This window comes from Rhizobium sp. YS-1r, from assembly GCF_000757525.1.
Classification (GTDB): domain Bacteria; phylum Pseudomonadota; class Alphaproteobacteria; order Rhizobiales; family Rhizobiaceae; genus Neorhizobium; species Neorhizobium petrolearium.
Genome location: NZ_JPYQ01000001.1, coordinates 293,250 through 313,366 on the forward strand (window position 1 = coordinate 293,250; position 20,117 = coordinate 313,366).

Annotated in this window: 21 protein-coding genes and 1 pseudogene; 20 read left to right on the forward strand and 2 right to left on the reverse strand. The window is 61.8% G+C overall.

From position 1 onward, the window contains the following. The first annotated feature begins 46 nt into the window (after positions 1-46). The 6 genes and pseudogenes from JL39_RS01335 to JL39_RS01360 all read left to right on the forward strand — a co-directional run bounded on the left by JL39_RS01335 (position 47) and on the right by JL39_RS01360 (position 5,841). Positions 47-1,369 carry a sugar ABC transporter permease gene (locus JL39_RS01335; protein WP_037146014.1) on the forward strand — a complete coding sequence of 441 codons (1,323 nt, stop codon included), beginning with the start codon at positions 47-49 and terminating at the stop codon, positions 1,367-1,369. Positions 1,370-1,380: 11 nt separating this feature from the next. Next, a complete protein-coding gene (locus JL39_RS01340; protein ID WP_037145426.1) occupies positions 1,381-2,205 on the forward strand; it encodes a carbohydrate ABC transporter permease in 825 nt (274 codons plus the stop codon). Next, positions 2,205-3,260, forward strand: coding sequence for an ABC transporter ATP-binding protein (locus JL39_RS01345; RefSeq protein WP_037145428.1), 1,056 nt, complete (start codon positions 2,205-2,207; stop codon positions 3,258-3,260). The genes JL39_RS01340 and JL39_RS01345 overlap by 1 nt, the downstream gene beginning before the upstream one ends. Further along, positions 3,260-3,997: pseudogene (locus JL39_RS32050) on the forward strand (glycerophosphodiester phosphodiesterase); the annotation flags it as partial. The gene JL39_RS01345 and the pseudogene JL39_RS32050, both read left to right, overlap by 1 nt. Continuing rightward, entirely contained in the window at positions 3,989-5,002 is a 1,014-nt protein-coding gene (locus JL39_RS31410; protein WP_037146018.1) for a LacI family DNA-binding transcriptional regulator, read from the forward strand. The pseudogene JL39_RS32050 and the gene JL39_RS31410, both read left to right, overlap by 9 nt. A gap of 2 nt (positions 5,003-5,004) precedes the next feature. Further along, positions 5,005-5,841, forward strand: a complete 837-nt coding sequence (locus JL39_RS01360; protein ID WP_037145430.1) for an inositol monophosphatase family protein — start codon at positions 5,005-5,007, stop codon at positions 5,839-5,841. Here JL39_RS01360 and JL39_RS01365 read toward each other — a convergent pair whose 3' ends face one another. Continuing rightward, positions 5,842-6,138: a DUF2218 domain-containing protein gene (locus tag JL39_RS01365; RefSeq protein ID WP_037145432.1), complete on the reverse strand. Its 297-nt coding sequence runs from the start codon at positions 6,136-6,138 to the stop codon at positions 5,842-5,844. Positions 6,139-6,308: 170 nt separating this feature from the next. On the opposite strand from JL39_RS01365, the gene JL39_RS01370 reads away from it, so the two are divergent. The 7 genes from JL39_RS01370 (at position 6,309) to JL39_RS01400 (ending at position 11,761) form a co-directional block, all read left to right on the forward strand. Next, positions 6,309-7,343: a LacI family DNA-binding transcriptional regulator gene (locus JL39_RS01370; protein WP_037145434.1), complete on the forward strand. Its 1,035-nt coding sequence runs from the start codon at positions 6,309-6,311 to the stop codon at positions 7,341-7,343. Between the two features lie 111 nt (positions 7,344-7,454). Then, entirely contained in the window at positions 7,455-8,123 is a 669-nt protein-coding gene (locus JL39_RS01375; protein WP_037145436.1) for an amino acid ABC transporter permease, read from the forward strand. A gap of 12 nt (positions 8,124-8,135) precedes the next feature. Further along, positions 8,136-8,792 (forward strand): amino acid ABC transporter permease, encoded by a 657-nt coding sequence (locus tag JL39_RS01380; RefSeq protein WP_081952674.1) that lies wholly within the window; start codon positions 8,136-8,138, stop codon positions 8,790-8,792. Between the two features lie 51 nt (positions 8,793-8,843). After that, positions 8,844-9,647, forward strand: coding sequence for a transporter substrate-binding domain-containing protein (locus JL39_RS01385; protein WP_037145437.1), 804 nt, complete (start codon positions 8,844-8,846; stop codon positions 9,645-9,647). 28 nt (positions 9,648-9,675) lie between these two features. Then, on the forward strand, positions 9,676-10,455 hold the full coding sequence (locus JL39_RS01390) for an amino acid ABC transporter ATP-binding protein (RefSeq protein WP_052182570.1): 780 nt from the start codon (positions 9,676-9,678) through the stop codon (positions 10,453-10,455). 62 nt (positions 10,456-10,517) lie between these two features. Then, the gene (locus tag JL39_RS01395) at positions 10,518-11,423 is read left to right on the forward strand and encodes a 2-hydroxyacid dehydrogenase (protein ID WP_052182571.1); all 906 of its coding nucleotides are present in this window, start codon (positions 10,518-10,520) and stop codon (positions 11,421-11,423) included. A gap of 14 nt (positions 11,424-11,437) precedes the next feature. Beyond that, on the forward strand, positions 11,438-11,761 hold the full coding sequence (locus JL39_RS01400; protein WP_037145441.1) for a hypothetical protein: 324 nt from the start codon (positions 11,438-11,440) through the stop codon (positions 11,759-11,761). A gap of 70 nt (positions 11,762-11,831) precedes the next feature. Here the strand turns inward: JL39_RS01400 and kynA are convergent, their stop codons facing one another. Then, positions 11,832-12,671 (reverse strand): tryptophan 2,3-dioxygenase, encoded by an 840-nt coding sequence (kynA, locus tag JL39_RS01405; RefSeq protein ID WP_037145443.1) that lies wholly within the window; start codon positions 12,669-12,671, stop codon positions 11,832-11,834. 235 nt (positions 12,672-12,906) lie between these two features. On the opposite strand from kynA, the gene JL39_RS01410 reads away from it, so the two are divergent. The 7 genes from JL39_RS01410 to JL39_RS01440 are packed head-to-tail and all read left to right on the forward strand — an operon-like array spanning position 12,907 to position 20,116. After that, positions 12,907-13,941: an ABC transporter substrate-binding protein gene (locus tag JL39_RS01410; RefSeq protein ID WP_037145445.1), complete on the forward strand. Its 1,035-nt coding sequence runs from the start codon at positions 12,907-12,909 to the stop codon at positions 13,939-13,941. 1 nt (position 13,942) lies between these two features. Continuing rightward, on the forward strand, positions 13,943-14,803 hold the full coding sequence (locus tag JL39_RS01415) for an ABC transporter permease (RefSeq protein ID WP_152601002.1): 861 nt from the start codon (positions 13,943-13,945) through the stop codon (positions 14,801-14,803). Then, complete coding sequence (locus tag JL39_RS01420) at positions 14,800-15,591, forward strand: ABC transporter permease (protein WP_037145447.1); 792 nt, start codon at positions 14,800-14,802, stop codon at positions 15,589-15,591. The genes JL39_RS01415 and JL39_RS01420 overlap by 4 nt, the downstream gene beginning before the upstream one ends. Before the next feature lie 8 nt (positions 15,592-15,599). Continuing rightward, on the forward strand, positions 15,600-16,667 hold the full coding sequence (locus JL39_RS01425; protein ID WP_037145449.1) for an ABC transporter ATP-binding protein: 1,068 nt from the start codon (positions 15,600-15,602) through the stop codon (positions 16,665-16,667). A gap of 2 nt (positions 16,668-16,669) precedes the next feature. Continuing rightward, positions 16,670-17,617, forward strand: a complete 948-nt coding sequence (locus JL39_RS01430) for an N-carbamoyl-D-amino-acid hydrolase (RefSeq protein WP_037145450.1) — start codon at positions 16,670-16,672, stop codon at positions 17,615-17,617. Between the two features lie 22 nt (positions 17,618-17,639). Further along, positions 17,640-18,278: an XRE family transcriptional regulator gene (locus JL39_RS01435; RefSeq protein ID WP_052182572.1), complete on the forward strand. Its 639-nt coding sequence runs from the start codon at positions 17,640-17,642 to the stop codon at positions 18,276-18,278. Beyond that, positions 18,275-20,116, forward strand: coding sequence for an adenine deaminase C-terminal domain-containing protein (locus tag JL39_RS01440; protein WP_037145451.1), 1,842 nt, complete (start codon positions 18,275-18,277; stop codon positions 20,114-20,116). Before JL39_RS01435 ends, JL39_RS01440 begins: the two co-directional genes overlap by 4 nt. The last annotated feature ends 1 nt before the right edge of the window (position 20,117 follow it).

The window sequence follows — 20,117 nt, forward strand, 5'->3', positions numbered from 1 at the left end:
GACAGGCCTCGTGCCAGTCCGGCTGGTCTTTCGCTTCCGGTGGTTCATGCGTTCTCCTCGGGTTTTCAAGATAAATCTTCTCGGCGTGGCCTTTCTGGCTCCGGCGCTGATCCTGCTGTTCGGCTTCTTCTTCCTGCCGGTGGTGCTGACCAGCGTGTTCGCCTTTACCAATATGAGCACCGCAACGGGGATCACCGGCGGCTCCTACATCGTCACCGGCAATCTCATCCGCTCGCTCGCAGAACAGGGTCTGGATCCGCTGACTGTCGATGCGCTGGGGCGATCCAGTTATGCGGTCGATCAGCAGGGCCTCGACAAGGCGCGAGCCGCCAAGGTCGATCCGAAGCTGCTTTCCGAGATCGAGGCCAGGCTGAAGGGCCGCATCTTTGCCAGTGCGGTCGAGTTCGAACGCGAGCTGAAGGGGTTGCCGTCCCGCCCGACGCGCGTGCGCGACCTGAAGGTCGCTGCCGGCGCGTTCGAACAGTCCGTGCTCAACATCCGCTACGAGAGCCGCAGCGACATCGAGGCCGCGCTGTCTGAGGTGCTGGATCATCCGTCCGGCGACGCGATCGGCCGGATTGCTGAGGCGAGCTATACCGGCTGGACCTGGACGACGGGTAACTTCATCAAGCTCGTTACCACCCCGGATACCTGGCGCATCGTCGTCAACACGGCCTTCTACGTGACGCTGACGCTGGCCTTCAATGTGCTGGTCGGCCTGTTCCTGGCTATCACGACATTTTATCTTCCGCCGGTGGGGGCTGGCTTTTTCAGCGTGCTGTGGCTTTTGCCGCGCATCACGCCGGTCGTCCTCTACGCCGTCCTGTGGAAATGGTTCACCTGGGATGGCGGCTTCGTCTTTAATATCGCCCGCGAGCTTGGCCTGCCCGCCTTCAACTACATGAAAGGATCGGTGCCCAGCGCCTGGACGGTCGTGATCCTCGCCAACGGGTTCATCGGCGCCTCCTTCGGGATGATCCTGTTTTCCGGGTCGCTGAAGGCCATTCCGGTGCAGCAACTATGGGCAAGCGAGGTGGACGGCGCCAGTCGCTGGCAGCAGATCCGCCATATCATCTTGCCTCAGATGCGCTGGCCGATCCTGTTCGTCACCAGCTATCAGACGCTGTCTCTGCTGTCTTCCTATCAGGAAATCTGGCTGACGACGAACGGTGGCCCGGGCAGCACCACGACGGTCTGGGCGCTGGAGGCCTTCAATACCGCGCTCAACAACTATACCGGCAACCTGCAGTACGGCCTCGGCGCTGCCATGGCGCTGGCTCTGGTGACCGTCGGGCTGGTTCTTTCCATCGTCTACCTGCGTCTGTTCCGCTTTGACGACATGATGTCGAAGCCGAAGATCGAGTTCTAGGGGGCCGGGGCATGACACGCAATTTCGCCGCCTGGCCGATCATCCTCATTCTCCTGGTGCTCAGCCTGCCGCTCGTGGTGATGTATCTCTTCCTGGTCATCGATACCTTCACCAATGCGCCGGTCGGCTCCATCCTGCCCAATGAATTTACGCTGCAGCACTGGCGCTTCCTGATCGACCCGACGATCACCGGCGATGTATGGAAACCGACGCTGACGACCTTTCTCTTCGCCATCAGCATGGTGCTGATTGTTGTCAGTGTTTCGGCGACCGCTGGTTATGCATTGTCACGGCTCGCTTTGCCGTTCCGGCGCTTCCTGCTCTCCGGCATCCTGGTCATGCATGCCTTCCCGTCGGTCACACTGATCATCGGCGTCTTCCTGGTCCTGCAGTTCGCCGGTCTCTACAATTCGTTGATCGGCGTCGTCCTGGTGAAGTCCAGCCTCATGCTGCCTTTCGGCATCTGGATCATGAAAGGCTTCTACGATGCGGTTCCCTGGGAAATCGAAATGGCCGGCGTGCAGGACGGCGCCAGCCGCTTTACCGTCTGGCGGCGGCTGATCCTGCCACAGGTCAGGCCCGGGCTTCTGTCTCTGGCGATCTTCGCCTTCATCGATGGCTGGAGCGAATACATGCTGCCCCGCATTCTCGCACCTTCCAGCGATTTCGAGGTTTTGTCCGTGTATCTCAACACGGTGTCGGATCCGAATTCCAGTACCTACAACTTCAACATCTTCAAGTCGGTCGGGCTGTTCTACACGCTGCCAATCCTTGCGCTCTTCATCGTCTTCCAGAACCGGCTCATGAATATCTTCGGCGGAGGCACCAAAGGCTAATGCAGATCTCGATCCGCAATTTCACCAAGAAATTCGATGACACGCCCGTCATCGAAAATATGAACCTCACCGTCAACGGCGGGGAGATGCTGGCACTGCTCGGCCCGTCCGGCTGCGGCAAGTCCACCACGCTGTTTGCGATCTGCGGCATTCATCGCATCGACGGGGGACAGATCCTGTTCGGCGATCGCGACGTCAGCACCCTGCCGAGCCAGAAGCGGAATGTCGGCGTCGTGTTCCAGAACTACGCGCTCTATCCGCATATGACGGTTTATGAAAACATCGCGTTTCCGCTCACAGTCCGCAACGATCGGAAGGCGGACATCGACAAGGAAGTGCGGGCTATCGCCAAGCTGACCCACATCTCCGAACTGCTGGAGCGGCGTCCGGGCCAATTGTCGGGCGGCCAGCAGCAACGTGTGGCGCTCGCCCGCGCCCTGATCCGTCGCCCCGACGTGCTTCTCCTCGATGAACCGCTCGCCAATCTCGACGCGAAGCTGCGTCTCGAAATGCGTTCGGAAATCCGCCGCATCCAGCTGGAGACGGGCATTACCGCCGTTCTCGTCACCCACGACCAGGTGGAGGCCATGTCCATGTGCGATCGGATCGCCATCATGAAGGCGGGTGAGATCGTCCAGATCGCCACGCCATCGGAAATGTACAACGACCCGCGCACGGCCTTCGTCGCGGGGTTTCTCGGCAATCCGCCGATCTCCTTCCTCAAGGGCAGGGTGCAGCAGGGGGCTTTTGCGCTGGATGACGGTGGCCTGAAGCTGCCGCTCGCGGCCCTTTCCGGCATCCCGGATGGTACGGCACTGACGCTCGGCATCCGCCCCGAGCATTTCGGCATTGCCGGTGACGTGCCGATCGAAGGCAAGGTGACCTTTGCGGAAACGCAAGGCCGCGAAAACCTCTATGACGTCGTGCTGCCGGATGGTTCCGTGCTGCGCTCGATCCAGCCGGCGCGCAACGACGTGAGGCCCGGAGACAGCGTGCGCTGGAGCCTCGACAGCAAGGCGGCTCTCGTCTTCGCCGAAGACGGCCGGAGGCTCTGATCATGCGGGATTTCAGCGCCCTTTTCCACAAGTTCGACTGGCCGGAAAACAGGGGGAAATTGCCTTTCTGCATCGGCCATCGCGGTGCGAGCGGTCACGAGCGGGAAAACACACTCGCCGCCTTCCGCCGGGCTGCCGAACTCGGCGCCGAGATGTGGGAACTCGACACACAGATGACCGCCGACGGCGTCGTGGTCGTCTCCCATGACGATCATCTGGAACGCGTCTTCCAGAAGGACCTTCACATTTCGAAGATGACCTTCGGGGATCTGCGCGAAGCGATTCCCGACGTGCCGAGCTTCGAGGAAGTGGCAGCCCTCGGCCGCGAGACCGGCTGCGGGCTTTATATCGAACTCAAGCGACCGGGCACCGGCCCGCTCTGCTGGCGGCACCTGAAGGAGATGGGGCAGCGTTTCGCCTGCCTCGGTTCCTTCGATGTCGCCCAGGTGCGCGAGCTGCGCGACATGGGCTGCAACTATCCGCTCTCGGTACTCGTCCGCGTCGGAGTTGATCCGCATGCGCTCGGCGAGCAGTCCGGCGCCGATATCCTGCATCTCTGCTGGGAGCGCGCGAGCGACTCACCGCAGGAATTCGTCACCCGGGAACTGATCGAAAGAGCCTTCGCCGATGGTAAGGAACTGGTGCTCTGGCACGAGGAACGGCCGGATGTACTGAAGGACATCATGGCGCTGCCAGTCCTCGGCATCTGCACCGACCTGCCGGACCTGATGCGCCCGAAGGAAGGAAACGGCCTTTCCCGCGAGCCCCGCCGCGTCACGTCCTTTGACGTGGCGCGCGCGGCGGGCGTTTCCCGTGCCGCCGTGTCGCGCGCCTTCACACCCGATGCCAGCGTCTCGGAAAAGACCCGGCAGAAGGTCTATCAGGCGGCCAAGGAGCTCGGCTACCGGGTGAATTATCTCGCCCGCAGTCTGACCAACAAGCGGTCCGATTTCGTGGGCCTTGTCGCCGCGGGGCTCGACAACCCGTACCGTACCCAGCAGCTCGAACATCTGGCTCGCGCGCTGATCGCCCGCAACTATCGACCGATCCTGCTGCCGACCTCGAAGGAGGCCGATAGTGCGACCGTTATCGGGCAGTTGCTGCATTACTCCGTCTCCGGCGTCATCGTCACCTCCGACGCGCCGCCATCCCATATCTTCGAGGAATGTGCAGTCGAAGGCGTGCCGATCGTCCTGATCAACAAGGGTGAGGACTTCCCCTTCGTCGATCGAGTGGTTTCCGACGATCGTATGTCGGGTTACACGGCCGTCGATCATCTTATCGAAACCGGCGCGAAGAGGCTCGCCGTGATTGCCGGCAAGGCGGTCTCCTACTCATCGCGCCGTCGCGCCGAGGCTTTCCAGAGCCGCTGCACAGGCCTTGGAATCGAGGCGCCACTGATCCCGGTTGCGATCAACGATTACCGGCACGGCCACGAGGCGGCGGAAAAGCTGCTGGACATGGGCATAGACGGCGTCTTCTCCGTCAACGACTACATGGCCTGCGGCGTGCTCGACGGGCTCGCCAAGGCGGGCCGGGGCGACGGATCAGTCAAGGTCATCGGCCACGACGACATTCCCCAGGCAAGCTGGAGTGCCTATGAGCTCACCACGTTCCAGCAGCCTTGCGACGTGCAGGCGGAACAGGTGATCGACCTGCTCACCAGCCGCATGTCCGAACCGGATGCCGTCGCGCGGGTGGAATTCACCCCCGTGACGCTGATCAAGAGAAGAAGTGCATAAAAATGTCATTGCAATTCGAGAGTTCATCTCTTCGGGCTCGATGCGAGGCGGCCGCCGCGATCGCGCGGCAGGTCGGCCAAGATACAGCTCGATTTCGGCAGGAGGCGCTGCCGGATGCGTTGGGGATCGAGAACAAGGGACCGCAGGATTTCGTGACGATCGCCGACCGCCGCTCGGAAGAGGCGATCCGCAACGCCCTGCTGGCGGTCTTTCCCGAGGATGCCTTCATGGGAGAGGAGGGGGGCGGTCAATCCGGCGAGAGGGGGACCTGGGTGGTCGATCCGATCGACGGCACGACGAATTTCATTCGCGGCTTCCGCCATTGGGGCGTGTCGATCGCCTTCGTTGCCGGCAGCGAGATCCTGATCGGCGCCATCTACGATGCAGCGCAGGACAAGGTGTTCCACGCGATCCGCGGGGAGGGCGCCTTCAAGGAAGGCCAGCCGATCGCAGCCGCGAAGACTGTGGACCCGGCCCAGGCAATCGCTGTCCTCGGCCACTCGCGCCGTACCGATTTTGAGGATTACATCTCCGTCTCGCGCCGGCTCTACGAGCGCGGCATCGATTACCGCCGAATGGGGGCGGCGGCGATCGGCCTCATCCGTGTCGCGGAAGGCATTTCCGATCTCTATTACGAGCGGCACCTCTCGGCCTGGGACATGCTGGCCGGCGTACTGATCGCAAAGGAAGCCGGCGCGACAGTCGCCGTGCCGCCGCTCGACCGGCTGCTTCACCGCGGCGGGCCGGTGGTCGCCTTTGCACCCGGTCTCGGGAACGAATTCTCCTTCCTGATCGAGATGGAAGGGCTTTCGGCGGCACAGCAGGACGGGCGAGTCTGATCAGGCGGCTATGGCCTGGTTCCAGGCAAGTGGGGCCAGTTCTTCGCGGAACGCGAAGCGGACCAGATGGGATTCGATTACCTCTTTTGTCCGCGAGAGCTGCTCCTCGTCGGGCGCGGTGGCCGTCACCGTCAGGCCCGCGTCATCCGCATCGAGAATGCCCTTGCCCATCGCAAACGTGCATTCGCCGTGTGTCGGGGTAAAGCTCACCTCGATCTTGTGGGCGAAATGTTTGCAGAGCTGCTGGAGATATTTCGAACCATGTTCGGTTTTCACGGCGGCAGTCGTCTGAAGCATGTGGATCTCCTTTACATGATTTTCTTTCTCCACTTATAGGCGGCGGCGTAGCGCCTGTCATCTCCTGAGCCGATCACGAAATCCGGATGGCTTGACCGGCGCTATCCCGAGGTCGGATTATAAGAAAAGAGCCCTATCCGGGTTCCCGTCACCTCTGCTAAGTGAAGTTCATGCCATCTGACGACCGAAAGAAAAGCCGTGTCACGCTTCTTGATGTGGCGCGGCATGCCAATGTCTCGCGCGCCACCGCTTCGCTCGTGATCCGCAAGAGCCCGCTGGTCGGGGCTGAAACGCGGGTACGCGTCGAAGCCGCGATGCGAGAGCTCGGCTATGTCTACAATATGGGGGCGGCGCGGCTTCGTGCGGAACGCAGCCACACGGTCGGCGTGGTCGTCCCGAACCTCACCAATCCGTTCTTTGCGGAACTCCTGTCCGGCATCGAGGCCGTGATCGATTCAGCCGGCATGGTCGTGATCCTGGCAAACAGCGGCGATCTTGTCGAACGGCAGGACATGGTCATGCGCCGCATGCGCGAACACGGCGTCGACGGCGTCATTCTCTGCCCGGCGGCGGATACTGCGCCGGAATTCGTCGAACGTGTCGGTGAATGGAACCTGCCGCTTGTGCAGGTGCTTCGTCATGTTTCGGAAGATGTCGATTATGCGGGGGTGGATTATGCCGCAGGCATGCGGCAGGCGGTGGATTACCTTGCGTCCCTCGGCCATCGCAAGATTGCCTTTGCTGTCCACGGGCCGGTCCATTCAGCCTATCTGGAGCGTATCGAAGGCTTCCGCGAGGCCATGGTCTCACGCGGTTTCGATCCGGGCATGATCATCCGGGTTCCATACCAGACGGCAAGAATTCCCGCTTCGGCTCACTTACTTTTCGACAAGGGAGAAGAGCCGACGGCGGTCATCTGTTTCAACGACGTCGTGGCCCTCGGCCTGTCAGCCGGGCTTCACGACCTCGGGCGGGAAGTGGGTGAGAATTTTTCGCTGGTCGGTTTCGATGACGTGGCGGAAGCCGAGGTGATGCGTCCGCGCCTCACGTCCGTCTCCACCGGCCCGGTGACGATCGGGGAGAACGCCGCCCGGCTTCTGCTCGACCGTCTCATCGATCCGATGCTCCCACCCCGCAGGGTTGTGAAGGAAACGCAGCTTCATATCCGCCAGTCCTGTGCACCGCTTGCCGTTACCACCCTATAATAAACACCCACGGGTGGTTGACGCCCGTTGGAAAAGCTTTTAGATCGATCTAAATCAGCGTGCGCCACAGAGGAGTGGAGCCCGTTCGACAATGATTGGGGAGGTCCCAAGTTGTACAATTTCAACTTCGAGCCCGTGTTCGTGGGCTTCGATCAGCTCTTGCTCGGCGCCTGGCTGACGATCCAGCTCTCCTGCGCGGCGATGATTCTCGGCCTGATCGTCTCGGTTCTGTGTGCGGCCGGCAAGACGTCCGGGATTGCGCCGCTGCGCTGGCTGATCGATGCCTATATCGAGGTCATCCGCAACACGCCCTTCCTCGTACAGATCTTCTTCATCTTCTTCGGCCTGCCATCGCTCGGCCTGCGCCTGACGCCGAACAGCGCGGCACTCCTGGCGCTTGTCGTCAATTTCGGCGCCTACGGCACCGAGATCATCCGCGCCGGCATTGAATCGATCCAGAAAGGGCAGGTTGAGGCGGGCACGGCACTCGGCCTCTCCAAGCTGCAGATCTTCTGCTACATCATCATGAAGCCGGCGCTGCGCACCGTCTATCCGGCGCTGACCAGCCAGTTCATCTACCTGATGCTGACCTCCAGCGTCGTCTCGGCAATCTCGGCGGACGACCTCGCAGCCGCCGGCAACGACCTGCAATCGGCGACCTTCGCGAGCTTCGAGGTCTATATCGTCGTCACGCTGATCTATCTCGCCATGTCCGTCGGTTTCTCTGCGATCTTTTCGGCGATCGAGAAGGCCGCCTTCAAATATCCGTTGAGCCGGTAGGGGTAGGATATGCTGATCAGACCTTTCGGCTGGAACGAATTCTGGATCATCGTCATCGCGGCGCAATGGACGATCGCGCTCTCGGCGATCGCCTTTGCCGGCGGCGGAATCGGCGGCCTCGTTATCGCACTGGTGCGTGTCTCCGATTCCAAATGGCCGCGTCTCGTCGCAACGGGCTTCATCCGCGTCTTCCAGGGCACGCCGCTGCTGATGCAGCTTTTCCTGGTCTTCTTCGGGCTCAATATCTTTGGCCTCGGCATCAACCCTTGGGTTGCCGCTGCAATCGCCTTCACGCTGCATGCGAGTGCATTTCTGGGCGAAATCTGGCGCGGCTGCATCGAGGCAGTGCCGCCCGGACAACGGGAAGCGGCGACGGCGTTGGGCCTACGCTACTACAACCGCATGCGCTACATCATCCTGCCGCAGGCTTCCCGCATCGCAGTGGCGCCCACGGTCGGCTTCCTGGTGCAGCTCATCAAGGGCACATCGCTTGCAGCGATCATCGGCTTTACCGAGCTCACCCGCCAGGGTCAGATCATCAACAACGCGACCTTCAGTCCGTTCCTCGTGTTCGGGACGGTCGCCGCGGTCTATTTCGTGCTGTGCTGGCCGCTTTCGGTGCTCGCGCGGCGCATGGAAACCAGATTTTCCCGGGCGACGACACGCTGACGGGACCCGAGCCGGAGGGAGGAAGCCGGCATAACAGAAAGGGTAGGAAAAATGAACATTTCCAGACGCATGGTAGTGGCCGCGATCGGTGCAGGCCTGATGGTGGGCGCGATGGCTTCGACGGCCGCGGCGCAAACCGTCGAAAGCATCAAGGTTGCAGGAACGATCAAGATCGGCATGCTGGTCGACTTCCCGCCCTTCGGCATCATGAACACCAGCAACGAGCCGGACGGTTATGACGCCGACGTCGCCAAACTGCTCGCCAAGGAATGGGGCGTGAAGCTGCAGATCGTTCCGGTCACCGGCCCGAACCGCATCCCCTACCTGCAGAGCAACCAGGTCGACCTGCTCGTCGCCTCGCTCGGCATCACCGAGGAGCGCGCCAAGAGCGTCGATTTCTCCGAACCCTATGCCGGTATCTCGATCGGCGTCTTCGGAGCCAAGGACACTGCCGTTTCCAAACCGGAGGACCTTTCCGGCAAGACGATCGGTGTTGCCCGCGCCTCGACGCAGGATACAGGGGTGACTAAGATCGCGCCAAAGGATGCCAAGATCCAGCGTTTCGATGACGACGCCAGCGCCGTGCAGGCCCTGCTGTCCGGTCAGGTGGAGTTGATCGGTGTGTCGAACGTCGTCGCCGCTCAGATCGAGGCTGCCGCTCCGGGCCGTTTCGAACAGAAGCTTCAGCTCAGCCAGCAGGTGCAGGGCATTGCGGTGCGCAAGGGCTCGGCTGAGCTGTTGACGGCTGTCAACAGCTTCATCGACAAGGTCAAGGCCGATGGCGAACTCAGCAAGATTCACGAGAAATGGCTCGGCACGCCGCTGCCGGATTTCGTCGCCAACGCCAAGAAGTAAAAAGTAGGGATTGAAGGGAGTTCCTCGCATGAATGAGGTTACAGCAAACGCATCGGCCGCGGCCAGGCGGGGAGCTTCCGATCTGGCCGTGAGCATGGAAGGCGTCAACAAGTGGTATGGCGGCTTCCACGCGCTGAAGGATATCGAGCTTTCGGTCAACCGGGGTGAACGGATCGTCATCTGCGGCCCGTCCGGCTCCGGCAAGTCGACCCTCATCCGCTGCATCAATCAGCTCGAGACGATCCAGAAGGGCCGGATCGTCGTGGACGGTCACGATCTCACCGCCGGCGGCAAGAATGTCGATATCGTCCGCCAGGAGACCGGCATGGTCTTCCAAAGCTTCAATCTCTTCCCGCATATGACGGTTCTGGAAAACTGCACGCTGGCGCCGATGAAGGTGCGCGGCATTTCCCGCGCGGATGCGGAAAAGACCGCCCGCAAATACCTGGAACGGGTGCATATTCCGGAGCAGGCGGAGAAATATCCGGCCCAGCTTTCCGGCGGCCAGCAGCAGCGTGTGGCGATCGCCCGCGCGCTCTGCATGAACCCAAAGATCATGCTCTTCGATGAGCCCACCTCGGCGCTCGACCCCGAAATGGTCAAGGAAGTGCTCGACACGATGATCGACCTGGCCAAGGAAGGCATGACCATGCTCTGCGTGACGCACGAGATGGGCTTCGCCCGCCAGGTCGCCGACCGGGTGATCTTCATGGACCGCGGCGAAATCCTCGAAATGGGCACGCCGGACGAGTTCTTCGGCAACCCGAAGAACGAGCGTCTCAAGACCTTCCTCGGCCAGATTTCCTGAGCCGCAGCCATTCAAGATACGGAGTTCCGGACGTGAAACCAGATATCCTGTTCGTAGAACCGATGATGCAATTCATCGAGGATCAGCTCGACGCGGCCTACACGGTGCACCGGATGTACGATCCGGCACAGAAGGCGGCGCTGGAAGCGGCACTGCCGAAGATCCGCGCGGTCGCGACCGGCGGCGGCACCGGACTTTCCAACGATTGGATCGAGAAGCTGCCTTCGCTCGGCGTCATCGCCATCAACGGCGTCGGAACCGACAAGGTCGATCTGAAATTTGCCCGCAGCCGCAATATCGATGTGACCACGACGCCCGGCGTGCTGACCGACGATGTCGCCGATCTGGGCATCGCGCTGATGCTCGGCGTGCTGCGCCATATTGCCAGGGGTGACGCCTTCGTGCGCGAGGGAAAGTGGGGCAAGGAGGCTTTCCCGCTTGGCACAAGCCCGAAAGGCAAGCGGGTCGGCATTCTCGGCCTCGGCCAGATCGGCAAGGCCTTCGGCCGCCGCGCCGAAGCCTTCGGCATGGACGTGCGCTACTGGAACCGCTCAGCCGTCACTGACACGACCTGGAAATCCTGCGCCTCGCCGGTGGCGCTGGCGGAAGACAGCGACGTGCTCTGCGTCATCGTCGCGGCGAATGCCGAGACCCAGAACATTGTCAATGCCGAGGTCCTGAAGGCTTTGGGACCGAAGGGTATTCTGATCAATATCGCGCGCGGCAGCGTTGTCGACGAGGACGCGCTGCTCGCAGCGCTGAACGATGGCACGATTGCCGCCGCCGGTCTCGACGTCTACCTCAATGAACCGCGTATTCGCGAAGACTTCTCCACGGCTCCGAACACCGTGCTGATGCCGCATCAGGGCAGCGCAACCTATGAAACGCGGGTCGCCATGGGCAATCTCGTGCTTGCCAATATCGCTGCCCACTTCGCCGGTGAAAAGCCGCCGACCACGGTGAACTGAGCCGGAGACATACGATGATCATCCGACAGGCCTTTTTTGAAGGCACGATCCATGCCGGCAAGGAAGAAGAGTTCAAGGCCTACGTCGCCGATAGGCTGATGCCGCTGTGGCTTTCCTTTCCAGGCGTCAGGGAGGTCCGCGTGCTCTACAATATCGAGCGGGACGAAGGCGCTCCGCCCTATCCCATGGTGCTGTCCACCATGTATGACAGCCGCGAGGCGCTCGCTACCGCGCTCGAATCCCCGGTCCGCTATGAAAGCCGGGAGGTGACCAAGGGCCTCCTCGAAATGTTCGACGGCCGCATTCATCACCACGTTTTCGACCTCGCCCTGAACTGAACACCGGCGCGCCGCCTTCCGCGCCCGGTTATGAGGCAAGGGGAGGGAAGCCGCCTGAGGCGACCCTCGGTTACAAAACGGTACGCACCCGCCAGAGTTCGGGGAAAAGCTCCACCTCCAGCATCTTCTTCAGGTAGTGGGTGCCGGATGTGCCGCCCGTCCCGCGCTTGAAGCCGATCACACGCTCGACCGTGGTGACGTGGTTGAAGCGCCATCGGCGGAAATAATCCTCGAAGTCGACGAGCTTTTCCGCAAGCTCGTAGAGTTCCCAATATCGGCCGGGAGCGCTGTAGACCACCCTCCAGGCCTCCAGCACCTTCTGGTTCTCGCCGCGCGTCATGCGCCAGTCCGTGCGAGCCCCATCCTCGCCGATATCGAAACCGCGCCGGGCAAGCAGCATCAGCGCTTCGTCATAAAGGCTTGGCTGTGCGAGGATGCCTTCCAGCATGGCGATGATTTCCGGCCGGTGCGAATGCGGACCGAGCATTGCAAGGTTGCGGTTGCCGGCCAGGAATTCGATCGCGCGATACTGATAGGACTGGAAACCAGAGGATTTACCGAGCGAAGCGCGGAATTCGGTGTATTCGCTGGGCGTCATGGTGCGCAGCACGTCCCAGGCATTATTGAGCTGTTCGAAGATGCGGGCGACACGCGTGAGCATCTTGAAGGCCGGCTGAGGATCGTCGCCGCGGATCGCGGCGATTGCCGACGTGATCTCGTGGATTGCAAGCTTCATCCACAGCTCCGAAGTCTGGTGCTGGATGATGAAGAGCAGTTCGTCATGCGCCCCGGAAATCGGCTTCTGCGCATTGAGCACTTCCCCGAGGTGCAGATAGTCGGAATAGGACATCTGTTCGCGGAAGGACATTTCCGCGCCGTCCTCGACAGGATCGTAAGGTTTGGTGCTCATATGCGCGGCATCTCTTGTGTCTGGCGGTTCCAGGTCCCCTTGTGCCGGAGGTTTCGGCAAATATCCACCGCTTTGATCGACGGCTGGGTCACTGCATTGACTAGTCATCTGACCATGCCGGCAAAACTGCCTATATTTTGGGCTGACATGGGGCTTGTATAAAAAATCACTCCATGTATGATTTTCCAAATCGAAAATTATTTTCCAAACCGATAACGAAGAGGGGTTGAGATAGATGTCATCGATGGTTTCCTTGATGCGTATGGCCGCATTTGTGACGGGCATCGCGCTGCCGGTTTTCGCCAGCGCGCAGGAGAAGCTCGTCATCTCGGACTGGGGCTATGCCAATGATTTCCTCGTTCCGAAGGTCTACGAGCCTTTCGAAAAGGCCAACAACGTCAAGATCGTCATCGAGACGGGCGGGGCACCGGAGCGCCTGAACAAGGCCCGCATCCGCGGCGGTGTCGATATCATCTACCTGACCGACAAATTCTCCCAGATCGGCATCGACCAGGGGGCCTTCGACAAGATCGACGCCTCCAAACTCGCGAACTTCGATGAACTCTACGACGCCGCCAAGCACCCGCAGGGCGATTACGGCCCGGCTGTCACCTTTGGCCGCTATGGCATCGTCTACGACAAGACGCGCACCGCTACACCGATCACATCCTGGTGCGACCTGTGGCGGCCGGATTTCAAGGGCGCCATCGCCATGCCCGGTTTCAACACGACCGGCGGCCCGTCCGTCGTCATGATGGCCGCGAAATGCGCCGGCACCGATGCCTTCGGCGATCCTGATACAGCCTTCAAAAAGATGGCAGAGCTGAAGCCGAATATCGTCAAGACCTTCAGCTCCGGTTCGGAGCTCACCAACCTGCTCTCCACTGGCGAGGCCTTTATCGGACTCGCTCAGGACTATGCCTTCCCGGCGATCAAGGCCGCCAATGCGAATATCGGCTGGGCAGAGCTGAAGGAAGGTGACTTCGCCATGATGAACACGATCAACATCCCGGCCAATTCGAAGAACAAGGAACTGGCGCTGAAGTTCATCGACTGGCAGCTCAGCAAGGATATCCAGCAGATCTCCTCGATTGCCCTCGGTGGCGGCCAAGGCCCCGTCAACAAGAATGTCGAACTGACGCCCGAACAGGCCTCGCGACTGGTTTATGGCGAAAAGGCGGTCACGAGCATGCAGACCAATCCGTATGAGAAGCTGCTCACGGTCAATGCCGATTGGGAAAGCCGCTGGAACACGGTGTTTGGGCAGTAATTTGTCACACAGTCCGTCAATCACCCGGCGTCTTGGCGCCATCGGGCCATGGGCGCTGGTTCTGCCGGCGTCCCTGGCCCTGCTGTTGCTGCTCGTTCTTCCCGTCGCCGGCACGCTGATGGAGAGCTTCGGCAATCCGAAGGGGATCTGGGAGAATTACCGGCTCTTCTTTTCCAGCAGCTATAACCGCGCCGTTCTGATCCGCAGTTTCTGGATCGCGCTCCAGGCAACTGCCGTGTCGCTCGTCGCCGGCTTCTTCGGCGCCTACATGATCGCCAATTCCCGCCCGGGTCTGAAGCGGGTACTGCTGATCGTCTCGGTCTTCCCGCTTCTGACCGGTGTCGTCGTGCGCTCCTTTTCCTGGATGGCGATCCTCGGCCGCAACGGCATCGTCAATACCGCGCTCATACAGCTTGGCCTGATCGACCAGCCTCTCAGCCTGCTTTTCACGCAGGGTGCGGTGATCGTGGGCCTCGCCTATCTCTTCACGCCGCTGATGATCCTGTCGCTTGTCGGCGTGCTCGAAACAATCGAGGACGACCTTTATCTCGCCGCCGAATCCCTTGGCGCCAGCCCTTTCGGCGTCTTCCGCCAGGTCACGCTGCCGCTGGCGGTGCCGGGCATGATCGTCGGCTCCGTGCTCGTCTTCACCGGCAGCCTCGCGACCTTCGTCACGCCGCGGCTTCTCGGCGGCGAGCAGCAGATGACGCTGGCGACGCTCCTTTATCAGAAGGCCATGATTTCCTTCGACTGGGAGGCGGCCAATACCATCGCCGCGATCATGATGGCCGTCACCATTCTCTGCGTTTTCCTGATGGGCTGGCTCGTCCGGCGCGCCACATCCGCGAGGGCTGCGCAATGAACCGCCGCAAGCTCCACCCGCTGATGCAATTCGCCGGCTGGCTGGTGATGCTGTTCCTGATCGGCCCCGTGGTGATCGTGCTCGGCACTTCGGTCAGCGACACCACCTATCTCGCCTTTCCGCCGAAAGGACTGACGCTGCGCTGGTTCGAAAACGTCTTCGCCCAGGACAGTTTCCTGTCGACCTTCGCCATCTCCATGCAGGTCGCGGCGGGCGGCACACTGCTCGCGCTGATGCTCGGTCTTGCGGCGGCCTATGCGCTTGCCCGCTACCGCACGACGATCCCGGCCTGGTACGGCTCGGTCTTCTTCCTGCCCTTCTTCATCCCGGAAATCGTCTTCGGCTTTTCGCTTTTGAAAACCCTGATCGTGCTTTTCGAACTTCCGGTCATGCCGTCACTCATCCTCGGCCATGCAATCCTGTGCCTGCCCTATATGGTGCGGGTCATCGGTGCGAGCCTTGCGAGCTTCGACTTCTCGATCAAGGAGGCCGCCGTCAGCCTCGGCATGCATCCGGTGCGCGCCTTCTGGACGATCGTGCTGCCCAATATCCGCTCAGGGATGATCGCCGGCGTGGTGCTCGCCTTCATCACCTCGCTCAACGACATGGCGGTGGCGTTGTTCCTGACGGGGCCTGGAATTTCGACGCTGCCGATCGAGGTCTTCACCTATGTCGAGCAGTTCTTCGACCCGACGGTCAGCGCGGTTTCAGTGCTTCTGATGGCGGTCACCACCATCGTCATGATCCTGATCGAGCGCAGCCTCGGGCTGTCCAAGACCATCAAATAGGAGCCGAAATGGCCGATCACGCCGTTACATTGGATAATGTCGTTGCCCATTATGGTCGCACCCAGGTCCTGCACGGATTGAACCTTTCCGTCGGCGAAGGCGAACTGGTCTCGCTGCTCGGTGCCAGCGGCTGCGGCAAGACGACGACGCTGAGGCTGCTCGCCGGCTTCATCCAGCCGACCAGCGGCGCCATCACCGTCGCCGGGCGCGACGTCACCGGCCTTCCTCCCCACAAACGGGATGCCGGCATCGTCTTCCAGAACTATGCCCTGTTTCCGCATCTGACGGTCGCGGACAATGTCGGTTTCGGGCTCAAGCAGCGCAGGGTGCCGGCCGCCGAGCGCGAGGCCCGCGTCAAGGCCATGCTCGCTCGCGTCGGCCTGGCCGACTATGCCGACCGCTTGCCGGCGGCGTTGTCAGGCGGCCAGCGTCAGCGCGTGGCGCTCGCTCGGGCATTGGCGATCGACCCGCCGCTTTTGATGTTCGACGAGCCGCTTTCCAACCTCGATGCCAAGCTTCGGATCGACATGCGCGTCGAGATCCGCGAATTGCAGCGCGCCAACCGCCGCACCGCGATCTACGTCACCCATGACCAGGAAGAGGCCTTTTCGATCTCCGACCGCGTGGCAATCATGCATGCCGGCCGGATCGTCCAGCTCGACACGCCGGAAGTCCTCTACACCCGCCCGGTCAATGCCTTCGTGGCGCGTTTCGTCGGCTTCGACAATCTGCTGCCCATGACCGTGATCGCCCGCAACGGTGACGCCGTCACCGTGGAGACGGCCGGTGGCACGCGCCTGGCGCTGTCGCAGGGTATGACCGGTCCGCTCCCCGATCGCTTCCTGGTCGGCGCCCGGCCGGAAGGGCTGGAAATCGTCTCCGCAGAACCGGAAACGATCCCGGGCAAGACGCATACGCGTTCCTATCTCGGCCGCGCCTACCAGTACAAGGTTGATACCGCGATGGGCGTACTCACCGCCAACGCGCCGCTTGCCCACGACCACGGGCAGGACAGTGCCGTCGGCCTGAGGCTGAATCTCGAACATTGCTGCATCCTGCCGTACGAGGAGAACTGACCATGGCACGCTCTATGGTGGTCGCGGCCGCGCAAACGGGGCCGATTGCAAGACAGGACAGCCGCAAACAGGTCGTCGCGCGATTGATCGCGCTTTTGCAGGAAGCGGCGGCCCGCGGCGCCGAGCTGGTGGTCTTTCCCGAACTGACGCTGACGACCTTCTTTCCCCGCTGGCATCTTACCGATTCCGCCGAGATCGATGCCTTTTTCGAGCGCGAAATGCCCGGACCGGAAACGCTGCCGCTCTTCGAGGAGGCGAAACGCTTGCAAGTGGGCTTCTATCTCGGCTACGCGGAGCTTGCCGTCGAAGAGGGCAGGACCCGTCGCTACAATACCGCCATCCTCGTCGACCGGGCCGGCGCGATCGTCGGCAAGTATCGCAAGGTCCATCTGCCGGGCTGGGACAGGCCGCAGCCGGACCTTCAAGCCCAGCATCTTGAAAAATACTATTTCGAGCCCGGCAATTACGGCTTCCGTGTCTGGAAGACCATGGGCGCGACGATCGGCATGTGCATCTGCAACGACCGGCGCTGGCCAGAAACCTACCGGGTGATGGCGCTGAAAGGTGCCGAGATGATCCTGGTCGGCTACAATACGCCTGACGACCATACCGGCAGTTTCGATTTCGACAGCCTGACGCTGTTCCACAATCAGTTGTCCCTGCAGGCGGGCGCCTACCAGAACTCAACCTGGGTCGTCGCGACCGCCAAGGCGGGACTGGAGGAGGGCTCGAACCTGATCGGCCAGTCGATGATTGTCGCACCGTCCGGCCAGATCGCGGCGATGGCGACTTCCACGGAGGATGAAGTTGTCGTGGCAAAGTGCCATCTCGATATGGCAACGCTCTACCGCAAGACGATCTTCGATTTCGCACGCCATCGCGAGCCGGACCATTATCGCCTGATCGTCGAAACCAGGGGGCCGATTGCGGGCGCAGAGAACGAGACTTGAAAACGGGAGGGAGGAACCCGGAATGAATGATCCAGGACAACACACGGCGCCGACAACCGACGATGCAGCCGCCGTCGCGCGTATTCTGTCGGACCTCAGGAAGGCGAACAGCTGGACGCTGTCCGAGGTTTCCAGGCGAACCGGCGTCTCCATCTCGACGCTGTCCAAGATCGAAAACGGCCAGAGCCGTCCCGCCTACAGCGTGCTCACTCGGCTCGCTTCCGGCCTCGACATCGATTTTGCCGACCTGCTCGGCGGAGAGCCGCCGCAGGCGCGCTTTTCCGGCGCCGCCCGCGCCATCACGCGCGCGGGCAGGGGCAAGCATTTCGGCAGCGAGATGGGGCTTTACGAAATGCTGGCGACCGATCTCGCTGCCAAGTCACTGCAGCCGATGGTCATCGATATCCAGCCGCGTGACGACGACAGTCCGAGCGTCAGGAGCGCCCACTCCGGCGAAGAATTCGTCTATGTGCTTGAAGGCGATGTCGTTTTCGAGATGAATCCTTATGCGCCCGTTGTGCTCGCAGCCGGCGATTCCGCCTATTTCGACGCGGCGATGGATCACGGTTTCTATGCGGTCGGGCCAAAACCCGGCCGCATCCTCTCCATCTGTTTTGCCGGTTCGGCACCGCAGCCGACGGAAACCCTGGAAGCAAAATGATAAACGCGAAATCCGAAGTCCTTATCCGCCAGAAGCTGACGCTCGTCGCCCTCGGCAAGGCCCCCGCCGATCGCATCCTGCGCGTCGGCAGGCTGCTCGATACGGCAACCCGCACCTGGGCCGAGAACCAGGAAATCGTCATCAAGGGCGATCGCATTGCCTATGTCGGCCCGGCCGGTTCCTGGCCGGGAACCGCCGATGCCATCGTGGACCGGCCGTCGCTGATGGCCATCCCAGGGCTCGGCGAAGTGCACAAGCATATCGAAAGCTCGCACCTGACGCCCGAATGGGAGGCGGCCCTGGTCATGCCGCGCGGCAATACGTGGACATGCGAGGCAAGCCACGAATTTTCCAATGTGCGCGGCTCCCGCACACTCGAATTCTGGATGGCTGCGCGCCAGCACGGCTCGCCGCTCAAGATCTTTCCTCTGCCCGGCTCGGCAGTGCCGCCGACAGCCTATGAACATGGCGGCGGCTGGTTCGGCTATGATGAACAAAAGTCTTTCCTGAAAGACAGCCTGATGGTCGCCGGGTTGGATGAGGTCATGGACTGGCCGGCCGTGTGGAATCCCGAGAACGCATCGCATGCGCGGCTGTGGGGCATGATCGAGGCAACGTTCGAGGCGCGCGGCGTGGTCGAGGGCCATGCCGCCGGACTGAGGGACTTGCCGACCATCAACGCTTTCGCGGCCGCCGGTCTCGCCTCCGACCATGAAGCATGGACCGCCGAGGAGTTCTGGGACAAGCTCTCCCATGGACTCTTCATGGAACTTCGTCCGCATTCGATGCCCGACGTCATCAAGGGCCTGCTTCAACGCGGCCTTTCCGACTGGTCGCAGATCGCCTTTGCAACCGACGACCGCAGCGCTTCCGAAACCCTGCAGAAGGGCGCGACCGACTACAATGTCCGCCTCGCCATCCAGTCCGGCCTTGCACCGGAAATCGCCATCCAGTGTGTCACCATCAACCCGGCACGGCACATGCGCCTGACCCCCTGGGTCGGTTCGATCGCTCCCGGTCGCTTCGCTGATATCGTGCTGCTCTCGGACCTCGAGAACTTCGAGATCGCCGAAGTCTGGGCCGACGGCAGGCAGGTCTCCGAGGGCAAGCGTTACATCCTCGATGTGCCACAGATCGACTGGCCGGAATGGGCACGCAATACGGTGCAGATCGGTGGCGAGCTCACGGCCGCGGATTTCGCGATCGAGGCTCCCGCCGGCCGTACCACGATGATGGCGGCCGTATTGCGGCCCTTCCATTGGGAAGACAGTTTCCTCACCTACGAACTGCCGGTGGAAGAGGGGAGGGTTCAGCGCGATACGGGCCGAAACATCACCAAGTTCGCCATCGTCGACCGCTTTTCCGGCAAGAAGTCGCTGTCGAAAATGTTCTGGGCAGGAACCGGGCCGCGCACGCCCGATTGCGCGCTAGCAAGTTCCCTCGCCCATGACAAGCACAATGTCTGGTGCGTCGGCTCCTCCGACGAGGCCATGGCGATGGCCGTCAATGCGCTTGCGGAAATCGGCGGCGGCTGGGCTCTCGTGCGGGACAACAAGGTCGTCGCTACGGTGCGCTACGAAGTGGCCGGGCTGATGTCGTCCCGTTCGGCGGAAGACCTGGACGCCGACATGCAGCGTCTTTATGCCGAGGGCGACAAGATCGACTGGATGTTCGAGCCCTCGTCGTCGCCGCGTTGGTGGGCAGGCTTTCCCGAGCGGCTGGCCTTCGCCACGCTTACCTGCGCGCCCTGGCGCTGGGTACTGGTGGCGCCTTCCGACGACGTGCCGCAAGGCCTTGTCAATGTCGCCACCGGCGAAACCCATCCGATTGTCTGGTGAG

Excerpts from the sequence above, each read along its gene's own strand:
- JL39_RS01410 (WP_037145445.1), top strand. The coding sequence starts at position 12,907 with ATGTCATCGATGGTTTCCTTGATGCGTATGGCCGCATTTGTGACGGGC.
- JL39_RS01340 (WP_037145426.1), top strand. The coding sequence starts at position 1,381 with ATGACACGCAATTTCGCCGCCTGGCCGATCATCCTCATTCTCCTGGTG.
- JL39_RS01365 (WP_037145432.1), bottom strand. The coding sequence starts at position 6,138 with ATGCTTCAGACGACTGCCGCCGTGAAAACCGAACATGGTTCGAAATAT.
- JL39_RS31410 (WP_037146018.1), top strand. The coding sequence starts at position 3,989 with ATGCGCCCGAAGGAAGGAAACGGCCTTTCCCGCGAGCCCCGCCGCGTC.
- JL39_RS01360 (WP_037145430.1), top strand. The coding sequence starts at position 5,005 with ATGTCATTGCAATTCGAGAGTTCATCTCTTCGGGCTCGATGCGAGGCG.
- JL39_RS01345 (WP_037145428.1), top strand. The coding sequence starts at position 2,205 with ATGCAGATCTCGATCCGCAATTTCACCAAGAAATTCGATGACACGCCC.
- JL39_RS01425 (WP_037145449.1), top strand. The coding sequence starts at position 15,600 with ATGGCCGATCACGCCGTTACATTGGATAATGTCGTTGCCCATTATGGT.
- JL39_RS01400 (WP_037145441.1), top strand. The coding sequence starts at position 11,438 with ATGATCATCCGACAGGCCTTTTTTGAAGGCACGATCCATGCCGGCAAG.
- JL39_RS01435 (WP_052182572.1), top strand. The coding sequence starts at position 17,640 with ATGAATGATCCAGGACAACACACGGCGCCGACAACCGACGATGCAGCC.
- JL39_RS01420 (WP_037145447.1), top strand. The coding sequence starts at position 14,800 with ATGAACCGCCGCAAGCTCCACCCGCTGATGCAATTCGCCGGCTGGCTG.
- JL39_RS01385 (WP_037145437.1), top strand. The coding sequence starts at position 8,844 with ATGAACATTTCCAGACGCATGGTAGTGGCCGCGATCGGTGCAGGCCTG.
- JL39_RS01430 (WP_037145450.1), top strand. The coding sequence starts at position 16,670 with ATGGCACGCTCTATGGTGGTCGCGGCCGCGCAAACGGGGCCGATTGCA.
- kynA (WP_037145443.1), bottom strand. The coding sequence starts at position 12,671 with ATGAGCACCAAACCTTACGATCCTGTCGAGGACGGCGCGGAAATGTCC.
- JL39_RS01335 (WP_037146014.1), top strand. The coding sequence starts at position 47 with ATGCGTTCTCCTCGGGTTTTCAAGATAAATCTTCTCGGCGTGGCCTTT.
- JL39_RS01395 (WP_052182571.1), top strand. The coding sequence starts at position 10,518 with ATGATGCAATTCATCGAGGATCAGCTCGACGCGGCCTACACGGTGCAC.
- JL39_RS01390 (WP_052182570.1), top strand. The coding sequence starts at position 9,676 with ATGAATGAGGTTACAGCAAACGCATCGGCCGCGGCCAGGCGGGGAGCT.
- JL39_RS01370 (WP_037145434.1), top strand. The coding sequence starts at position 6,309 with ATGCCATCTGACGACCGAAAGAAAAGCCGTGTCACGCTTCTTGATGTG.
- JL39_RS01440 (WP_037145451.1), top strand. The coding sequence starts at position 18,275 with ATGATAAACGCGAAATCCGAAGTCCTTATCCGCCAGAAGCTGACGCTC.